At 73.9% G+C, this 8,948-nt stretch carries 9 protein-coding genes and 1 pseudogene; 3 read left to right on the top strand and 7 right to left on the bottom strand.

All coding sequences use genetic code 11. The features are described 5' to 3' along the window. Both AB0M52_RS25585 and AB0M52_RS25580 read left to right on the top strand, forming a co-directional pair. Positions 1–370, top strand: a pseudogene (locus AB0M52_RS25585) (recombinase RecQ); the annotation flags it as partial. A gap of 82 nt (positions 371–452) precedes the next feature. Next, the gene (locus tag AB0M52_RS25580; protein ID WP_363958498.1) at positions 453–1,547 is read left to right on the top strand and encodes a hypothetical protein; all 1,095 of its coding nucleotides are present in this window, start codon (positions 453–455) and stop codon (positions 1,545–1,547) included. A gap of 10 nt (positions 1,548–1,557) precedes the next feature. Here the strand turns inward: AB0M52_RS25580 and AB0M52_RS25575 are convergent, their stop codons facing one another. From AB0M52_RS25575 to AB0M52_RS25565, 3 genes are all read right to left on the bottom strand, one after another. Then, complete coding sequence (locus tag AB0M52_RS25575; protein WP_363958495.1) at positions 1,558–1,974, bottom strand: helix-turn-helix domain-containing protein; 417 nt, start codon at positions 1,972–1,974, stop codon at positions 1,558–1,560. Between the two features lie 117 nt (positions 1,975–2,091). After that, the gene (locus tag AB0M52_RS25570) at positions 2,092–3,261 is read right to left on the bottom strand and encodes an SAM-dependent methyltransferase (RefSeq protein WP_363958492.1); all 1,170 of its coding nucleotides are present in this window, start codon (positions 3,259–3,261) and stop codon (positions 2,092–2,094) included. 342 nt (positions 3,262–3,603) lie between these two features. Then, positions 3,604–5,316: a DEAD/DEAH box helicase gene (locus AB0M52_RS25565; protein WP_363958489.1), complete on the bottom strand. Its 1,713-nt coding sequence runs from the start codon at positions 5,314–5,316 to the stop codon at positions 3,604–3,606. Positions 5,317–5,617: 301 nt separating this feature from the next. On the opposite strand from AB0M52_RS25565, the gene AB0M52_RS25560 reads away from it, so the two are divergent. Further along, positions 5,618–6,271 (top strand): ferritin-like fold-containing protein, encoded by a 654-nt coding sequence (locus tag AB0M52_RS25560; RefSeq protein WP_363958486.1) that lies wholly within the window; start codon positions 5,618–5,620, stop codon positions 6,269–6,271. Between the two features lie 3 nt (positions 6,272–6,274). Here the strand turns inward: AB0M52_RS25560 and AB0M52_RS25555 are convergent, their stop codons facing one another. The 4 genes from AB0M52_RS25555 to AB0M52_RS25540 all read right to left on the bottom strand — a co-directional run bounded on the left by AB0M52_RS25555 (position 6,275) and on the right by AB0M52_RS25540 (position 8,916). After that, positions 6,275–6,502 (bottom strand): DUF3107 domain-containing protein, encoded by a 228-nt coding sequence (locus AB0M52_RS25555; protein ID WP_111245996.1) that lies wholly within the window; start codon positions 6,500–6,502, stop codon positions 6,275–6,277. A 64-nt stretch (positions 6,503–6,566) separates the two neighbouring features. Then, positions 6,567–7,205 carry a TetR/AcrR family transcriptional regulator gene (locus tag AB0M52_RS25550; protein WP_111219172.1) on the bottom strand — a complete coding sequence of 213 codons (639 nt, stop codon included), beginning with the start codon at positions 7,203–7,205 and terminating at the stop codon, positions 6,567–6,569. Between the two features lie 341 nt (positions 7,206–7,546). Next, a complete protein-coding gene (locus AB0M52_RS25545; RefSeq protein WP_363958482.1) occupies positions 7,547–7,885 on the bottom strand; it encodes a hypothetical protein in 339 nt (112 codons plus the stop codon). A 368-nt stretch (positions 7,886–8,253) separates the two neighbouring features. Next, positions 8,254–8,916, bottom strand: coding sequence for a hypothetical protein (locus AB0M52_RS25540; RefSeq protein WP_363958500.1), 663 nt, complete (start codon positions 8,914–8,916; stop codon positions 8,254–8,256). Positions 8,917–8,948 lie beyond the last annotated feature (32 nt).

Raw genomic sequence — 8,948 nt, 5'->3', positions numbered from 1 at the left:
CGACGACCCGTGGCCGAGCCGGCCGGTCGGGGTGGTCGCGGTCGACTCGCGTACCCACCCGCTGCTGGTCGGCTCGCTGGCCGAGCGGGTCGCCGCCGTCGGGCGACTGCCGCTGCTGGGCCGGGTGACCTGGGCCGGTCCGCCGGCCGGCGACGGTCCGCGTGGCAACAGCGCCCAGCGGGTACGCGCCCTGCACGGCACCCTCGCGGTGCCCGAGGCACTGGCCGACGCCCTCGCCAACCTGGCCGGCCCGGTGCTCCTGGTCGACGACCTGGTCGACTCGGGGTGGACGATGACCATGGCCGCCCGCGAACTCCGCCGCGCCGGTGCCCCCGCCGTCCTGCCCCTGGCCCTCGCCGTCGCCGGCTGACCACTCGCGCATCGACGGTGACCGGGTACACGGCAGGTCAGACCCGCCGGGCGGCCGACGGGTCCGACGGTACGGTGGGCGCATGGCTGACCAGGAACCCGACGCGCCCGTGCTCGGGTCGGTGCGGGTCGCTCACCGGCCGGCGGCGGGGGCGGGCGACGACTCCGGCGCGCCCTCGGCGGGGTCGGACCAGCTGGACAGGGTCTCGGCGGTGCCGGACCGCCTGGACGGGGTTTCGGCGGTGCCGGACCGCCTGGACGGGGTTTCGGCGGTGCCGGACCGGGCCACGCTGCGGCTGGCCCTGGTGGTCGGCGGGCTGGTGCTGGCCGTGCTGCTCGGCTTCGGGCTCGGTCGGATGAACAACGGCGGGACGGCAGCCGCAGTGGGCGGGGCGGACAGCGCGCTGGCCGACCACGCCCACGCCCCCGGCCTCGGGGCGCATTCGCACGGCGCGGACCAGGCCGCAGCGGCCGAGGCGGGCGGCCTGGCGGTCAGCCGGGACGGTTACACGCTCACCCCGCTGTCCGCCGAGTTCACCGCCGGCCGCGCGGGTGAGCTTCGGTTCCAGATCCGGGACGGGCAGCGGCGGGCGGTCACCCGGTTCGCGGTCGTGCACGACAAGCCGATGCATGTGATCGTGGTACGCCGCGATCTGACCGGTCACCAGCATCTGCACCCCACCATGGCGGCGGATGGCACCTGGTCGGTGCCGCTGACCCTGCCGCAGCCCGGCATCTGGCGGGCGTACACGGATTTCACGGCGCTCGCCGACGACGGCCGGCAGACAGCGACGACGCTCGGCGTGGACCTGGTCGCCCCCGGCGGTTACGCCCCACGAGCCCTGCCCGCCCCGGCCACCGCGACCACGGTCGACGGGTTCACCGTCGGGTACGAGGGCACCCCGCAACCCGGACTGACCGTGCCGATGAGCTTCCGGGTCACCGGCCCGGACGGTGCCAGCCCGGTGCTGGAGCGCTACCTCGGCGCGTACGGCCACCTCGTCGCGTTGCGCGACGGCGATCTCGGTTACCTGCACGTACACCCGGAGCCGGAGTTGGCGGACGGCACGATCCGGTTCTGGCTGACCACGCCCGGGCCGGGGCGGTACCGCCTCTACCTGGACTTCGCCACCGGCGGCGAGGTGCGGACCGCCGAGTTCACGGTGACCGTGCAGTAGCCCGGCGGTGTCAGCCGGCTCGGCGGATCGGCCGGCGGGCGAGGTAGCGCAGCAGGTCGCGGATGTGATGCTTCTCCTCGGCCGGCACGGTCGGGTCGGCCAGCCGTTGCAGGATCACCCGGACGTCGGCCTCGACCTGACCGTCGTCCCCACGCCGACGCGGCCCCGGCCCCGCGTCCGGCAGGCCGAGTGCCCGGAACGCCGCCGCCACCGGCAGATCCAGTGCCGCGCAGAAGCCCCGGACCTTGGCCAGCTCGGGGTAGTCCTGCCAGTCGCCGGCCAACCAGCGGAAGACGGTGGAGCGACCGACACCGGTGTGCGTGGCCAGGTCGGTGACCGTCCACCCGCGCTCCTCGCGAGCATCGTCGATGGCCCGGCGCACGAAGCGCGCGAACGCCATCTGTGGCGAAACCTCTGCCGAACCCACCGGTGGGTCGTACCTCCCGACCGGCACCTGACGGTGCGTTCTTCGAGAGTAGTACGGGACGGGTGGGACGCAATTGACTGATCGACCAGACGGTCCCACCGGCGGGACCGGATTCGGCTACCGGTCCGATGGCAGCTGCGCGAGCAGCGTCTCCAGCCGCGGCGTGACGTGCCACTGCGCCACCAGCTCCCGATATTCCGTGCGCTGCGCGGCGGTCGGTGCGGAACCCGTACGCCGGGCCCGGATGAGCAGGTTGCGCGGGGTGTGCGCGGAGTCGACGAACTCGACCACCTCGGCCCGGTAGCCGTGCAGCCGCAGCAGCCCGGCACGCAGGGCGTCGGTGAGGACGTCCGCGAAACGTTCCCGCAGGATGCCCTGCCGGGTCAGCAAGTCGTACGGTGCCGGTGCCGGCCGGGTGCGCAGCTGCGCCGCGATGTCGTGGTGGCAACACGGCGCGGCGAGCACCCAGCGGGCACCCCAGCGCACCGCCCGGGCCAGCGCCTCGTCGCTGGCGGTGTCGCAGGCGTGCAGCGCGAGCACCAGATCGGGGGCCGGTTCGACGACCGCGTCGGCGATGGTGCCGGCCACGAAACGCACCCGCTCCGCCCAGCCGAGTCGCTCGGCCAGCTCGGTGTTGCGGCGGCGCTGGTCCTCGCGTACGTCCACGCCGACCAGCTCGACGTCGAGGCCGAGTTGGGCGAGGTACCGGTACGCGGCAAAGGTCAGGTACGCGTTGCCGCAGCCCAGGTCGACCACGCGCAGCGGCCCGGTCAGCTCCCGGGCCGGCTCGGCGGGCAGCGTGGCCACCAACGCCCGCAGGAACGCGTCCACCTGCCGGCGCTTGGCCGCCGAGCCGCCGATCTCGGTGAAGATCGGGTCTCCGGGGTCGAGCAGGTAATCCTTGGTTCGGTCGTGTCCGGCCGGCACGTCGGCCCGCAGGGCCGCCGCCGTGCGGTGCACCTGCGCCTCGCCCGACTTGGTGACCCGCAGCTGTAGCGTGCGGTCGGCGGTCTCCACGTGCCAGTTGCCGAACGGCTCGGCCAGCAGCGCCTCGACCGCCGCGTTTGCCTCCGGCCCCGGTGTCACGTTGCGGGTGAACGGCCGGGCGCCGTCGGAGGTGGCGATCTGTAGCCGGGGGCCGGCCTTGAGGGCGACCGGCCGAAGTTCGGCCCGGACCACCGAGGGGCGCAAGCCGCGCCGGCGACCCGCGGCCACGGCCCTGGTCAGCGCGGGACCGAGCAGCATCGAGCGGACCTCGGCGAGGGCGGAGTCCAACGGTTCGGGCATCGTTCCATCTTCCAGGTCTGTCCGGGCCGTACCGACATCGGCACGGCGGCGGTGACGCGGCGCACGGCCTTTAGTCGATGTCCCGGCCGCAGGGCGTGGCTCGGCCGTGCCCTGCCCGCGCGTGTCGCAGGCCATCGGCCTCCCCTCCTTTGCTCCCTTTGCTCTGCCTTACTCCGCGCAACGGTTCTAGTGGAAAACGAGTGCGTCGGGTGAAGCAGAGCAAAGGGAGCGGTTGAGGTGGTGTCGGCCGTACGTGAAGCAACTCCCCGCCGCACCTGACAGGGCGGCGGGGAGCTGTAGATCGTTATCGACCCGTTCGATGGCTGGCCGGGCGGCGCGTCGTCAGTCGGTAGTCGCCTCGGCCGGCGTACCGCTGGCGGAACCGGCACCACGCCGGCGTCGGCGGCGGCGCGAACGCGGTGCGGCCTCACCCGTGGCGTTCTCGCTGCCGGTGGCGGCGGCCTCGGTGGGCGTGCCGACAGCGGCCGTCGAGGCGGCGTCGGTGCCCGTCACAACCTCGCCCGACCGGCGGCGCCGCCGGCGGCGTGGGGTACGAGCACCTTCCTCGGCGGCGGACTCGGTGGCGTCCGGCGCGGCGGCGTCGTCGCCCTGGCCGCGACCGCCGTCACCACGCCCGCGACCGCCTTCACCGCGACCGCCCTCACTGCGACCGCCTTCACCGCGACCCGGGCCCCGGCGGCGGGACCCTCGGGGCTCGCCGCCCCGGCGGGACCGGCCGCCGCCCAGGTCCTCCTCGACCTCGGCGGCCAGGCCGGCGCGGGTGCGCTCGGCCGTCGGCAGGGTGCCGGTCACCTCGGTCGAGATGTGCAGGTCGGTGTAGAGGTGCGGGGAGGTGTGGTACGTCTCCGGCGGCTCGGGCATGTCCAGCCCGAGTGTCTTGTCGATGATCCGCCAACGGGGCATGTCGTCCCAGTCGACGAAGGTCACCGCCACGCCGGTCGCCCCGGCCCGGCCGGTACGACCGATCCGGTGGGTGTAGGTGTCCTGGTCTTCCGGGCAGTCGTAGTTGATGACGTGGGTGACGCCGCTGACGTCGATACCCCGGGCCGCGACGTCGGTGGCGACCAGGGTGTCGATCTTCCCCGCCCGGAACGCCCGCAGGGCCCGCTCACGGGCGCCCTGGCCGAGGTCACCGTGCACCGCCGCGACCGCGAAGCCGCGGAAGTCGAGGTCCTCGGCGACCCGGTCGGCGGCCCGCTTGGTACGCGTGAAGATCATGGTCAAGCCGCGGTTCTCGGCTTGGAGGATCCGCGCGACGATCTCGATCTTGTTCATCGAGTGGGTGCGGTAGACCAGCTGCTCGGTCTGCGGCGACGGACCGGTCTCGGCGGTGTGCCCGGCATGGATCGTGATCGGGTGGCGCAGGAACCGCCGGGACAGCGTCACGATCGGGTCCGGCATGGTCGCGGAGAACAGCATGGTCTGCCGGTCTTCCGGCAGCATCGCCAGGATCCGCTCGACGTCGTCGAGGAAGCCCAGGTCGAGCATGCGGTCGGCCTCGTCCAGCACCAGCGCGCGCACCCCGTGCAGGCGCAGGTGCTTCTGCTTGGCGAGGTCCAGCAGGCGGCCCGGGGTGCCGACGAGGATCTCCACGCCCTTGCGGAGCGTCTCGATCTGCGGCTCGTACGCGACGCCACCGTAGATCGGCAGTACCCGTACGCCACGGGTGCTGCCAGCAGCGGCGATGTCCTTGGCGACCTGGATGCCCAGCTCGCGGGTCGGTACGACGACCAGGGCCTGGGGCAGTCCGTCGCCGCCCTCGTCGGGTGCGAAGACCCGCTCGAGCAGCGGCACGCCGAAGCCGAGGGTCTTGCCGGTGCCCGTCGGGGCCTGCCCGATCAGGTCGGCGCCGCGCAGCGCGATCGGGAGCGCGTACTCCTGGATGGCGAAGGCGCGGGTGATGCCGGCAGCGGCCAGCGCGTCGACGGTCTCGGCGCGCGCGCCGAGCTCGGCGAAGGTGGGTGCCTCCGGTCGGACCGGGGCGGTCGGGGCCAGTTCCTGGCCGTCTGTGAGGTCTTGAATCGGCTCACTCATGTGGATTTGGGGGTGCCCTCTCGTGGGTGCGCCCCATCATGTCCTCAGGGCGCGTTTCGGTATGGCGCGGGCCACACGGTCGGCGGCAGAAAGCCGAGCGGACCGGGCCGCACGCGCGCCGTGGGTCGGACTTCGACCGGGATCGGATTCGACTCCGGTCGGGATCGGCACCTACGGCAACTCCTCCATGTTACCTGAACGGGCCAAACGCCGTCCCAATTCCGAACGGGCAAGCGTCACCGGGCAGGTTTCCATGTGACCTGTCTCACCGCTCGGCGTCGCCGGGCGGTAGCCTGCGCACGTGTCCGCCCCCACCCCACTCGGTGATGCCGTCGCCGACCTGCTCGGCCTGGTGGCTCTCGGTGAACTGCTCGCCTTCGAACGGATGGCGGCCGATGCCCGACTTGCCCCGGATCTACGCCGTCGGGCCGCGCTGGGCGAAATGGCCGCCGCCGAGATAGCCAACTACCGGCGGCTGGCCGACCGGCTCGGGGTGCTCGGTGTGCTGCCCGACGACGCGATGGCGGCCTACGTCGAGCCGTTGCAGGCGTACCACGACTCGACCGAGCCCCGGGACTGGGCGGAGGTGGTCACCAAGGCGTACGTCGGGGACGCGATCACCGACGACTTCCTCCGGGAGATCGCCGGCGCGCTGCGGGAGCCGGACCGCCAGTTGGTCCTCGACGTGCTGCACGATTCGCGGTACGCCGAGTTCGCCGCCGCCGAGATCCGGCTCGCCATCGCGGCGGACCCGAAGGTGGCCGGCCGGCTGTCGATGTGGGCCCGACGCCTGGTCGGTGAGGCCCTGTCCGAGGCCGGGCGGGTGGCCGCCGCCGACCGTGGGGCACTCACCACCTTGATCACCCAGGGCGAGCAGATGGATGTGGCGGGATTGTTCCGGCGGCTGACCACCGCGCACACCGCACGGATGGCCGCCGCCGGCCTCAACAACTGATCGTCAGCGAACGGTGAAACCGACCGCTCGGGGGGACGCCTCGGCGATCTCGACGTAGGCGACCTTGCCGACCGGCACGATGACCCGCCGGCCCTTCTCGTCGGTCAGGGAAAGGGTGCCCTCGCCCCTGGCGACGGCGTCGGTCACGATCTGCTCGATCTCTGCCGGCGACTGTGCGCTCTCCAGGACCAGCTCGCGCGGCGCGTACTGCACGCCGATCTTGACCTCCACGGTTCCTCCTCCGTCGGGCGAAATTGGCCGCCCTGCGAAGGCTATCCGATCACGAGCTCGAAGTTCAGGCTGACTCACCTTGCAGCGGGAAGCTGGCGATGCCCCGCCAGGACAGCGCGGCGACCAACGCCTCGGCCTCGGCCTTGGGCACCTGACGGCCGCCGGCCAGCCAGAACTGCGCGGCCGTCTCGGCCGCGCCCACCAGACCGGAGGCGAGCAGCTCCGCGTGTGCCCGGCTGACCCCGGTGTCGGAAATGATGGTGTCGGTGATCGCCGCGATGCAGCCCTGCTCGACCCGCTCCACGCGCTGCCGTACCGCCGGTTCGTTGCGCAGGTCCGACTCGAAGACCAGACGGAAGGCTTCGCTCTCGTGGTCTACGAAGTCGAAGTACGCCCGCACCGATGCGCTGACCCGCTCCTTGTTGTCGGTCGTGCTCGCCATGGCGTCACGCACCTTGGCGACGATCGCGTCACAGTGCGTGTCGAGCAGCGCGAGATACAGCTCCATCTTGCCGGGGAAGTGCTGGTACAGCACGGGCTTGGAGACCCCGGCCCGCTCGGCGATGTCGTCCATGGCCGCGGCGTGGTAGCCCTGCGCGACAAACACCTCCTGAGCTGCGGCGAGCAGCTGCTTGCGGCGCGCCGAACGGGGTAGGCGCGTGGGCCGGCCGGCGGTCTGGGCGCCGTTCCCCACAGCGGTCATGGGAACCTCCGAGTGTGTCGTACGGGCCGGCATTTCACCCGAACCGGTCGGGACCTCTCTGGCCCTCGCGGAATTGGCCCGCCGCTGTAACTTATCGCCACTGTCGCCACACGGTAGCCTCAGCGGGGGCGACCAAGGAGCGCGCGGTGAGTGAAACAGGGCAACCCGGTGCCGCCACCCCGGGAGAGCACGGCGACGGGACGGGTCAGCGGGATGACCTGGCCCGTTCCGGCAACGGGTGGGCCCCGCCGGCGGCTGACTGGTCCTGGGGTGCGGAGGACTCCGACGCCGGGCCGACCTGGCGCCGGCCCGAGCCGCCCTCCGGCTGGGCCACCGCGTCGTCACGCTACGCAGATCTGCCCGCGCCGGCAGGTGAGCCCGAGCAGCCGGCCCGGGTCAACGGCCATCACGTCAACGGCGTGCACCACGTGAACGGCGTGCCCCACGCGGACGAGCCGGTGACCGGCCGACAGGCCCCGGTGAGCGCCCCGCCCGGGCTGCGTGAGCCGGGCCACGACCCCGGCAGCGATCGGCTCGTCGTGCCGGCGCAACGTCCCGCTCCACCCGCCGAGCAGCCCGTGACGCCGGTCACCGGCCTGCCGACCTCCGCGCCGCCGGCCGTTCAGGTGCCGCCCGTCGGCACCGCCGCCTCCGGCTTCGAGATGCCGCCCGGCCTGCACGCGCCCGGCGCGCAGTGGCCCGGGGAGGAGGCGGTGCCCGGCCAGCCGTACGGGTGGGAGGACACTTTCCCGCCGGAGTCGACCCCCGAGCCCCGGCCCGCGCCACCCGCCACCGACCACTCCGCCGCCGATCGGCCGCCCGTGCCCGGCCCCGATCCGGCGGCCGGTCAGCCGCCGACCGAGCCACCTCCGGCCGAGGCCGAGCGGCCGAGCTGGGCCCGCTCCGGCCCGGTCAGCGACTGGGCTCCGTCCTGGGCGCGCGGCGAGGGCGAGACCGCCGGCCGGCGGTCGCGCGAGGTGCCGGCCCCGGGCTGGGCCAGCGAGCCCAACCGTCCGTACGAGCCGGTGCGCGCCGAGCCGACCCGTCCCTACGAGGCGGTACGCGCCGACCGACCCCGTCCGTACGAGCCGCCTCCGTCGGCGAGCGACCCCGGCCCGGGGCACGAGCCGCCGATCGAACCCGACCCGGCCGACCGGCCGTCCTGGGCGGCGGCCATGCCGACCAGCGCGCCGCCGGTTGAGGAGCGCCCCTCCTGGGCCGCCCGGGCGGCCAGCGGGCCGCCCGCGAATGAGCGCCCGTCCTGGGGAGCACGTCCGGTGAGCGGAGCGCCGGCCGACGAGCGCCCGTCCTGGGGAGCACGCCCGGTGAGCGGAGCGCCGGCCGACGAGCGCCCGTCCTGGGGAGCACGCCCGGTCAGTGGCGCGCCGGCCGACGAGCGCCCGTCCTGGGGAGCACGCCCGGTCAGTGGCGCGCCGGCCGACGAGGGCCGGCCCTGGGGCGCGCGGACCGACGAGGGGCTGCCCTGGGGCTCCCGGACCGCCGGCCAGCCGCCGGCCGACGAGCGTCTGCCCTGGGCGCTCCGCCCGGCCAGCGCTCCGCCGGCCAGTGCCCCACCGTTCGCCGCTCCGCCGGCCAGCGTGCCGCCGGCCAGTGCCCCGTCAAGCGCTGTTCCGCCGGCCAGTGCCCCGTCGAGGACGGTGACCCGTACGCCACGCTCCTGTAGAAACCAGGCGGTGGCCAGTCCGACCATCCCCGCACCGATGATGGCAACGTGCGCAGGGG

This window comes from Micromonospora sp. NPDC051296, assembly GCF_040682255.1.
GTDB classification, from domain to species: domain Bacteria; phylum Actinomycetota; class Actinomycetes; order Mycobacteriales; family Micromonosporaceae; genus Micromonospora; species Micromonospora craterilacus.
This window is presented reverse-complemented; position numbering and strand designations above follow the sequence as displayed.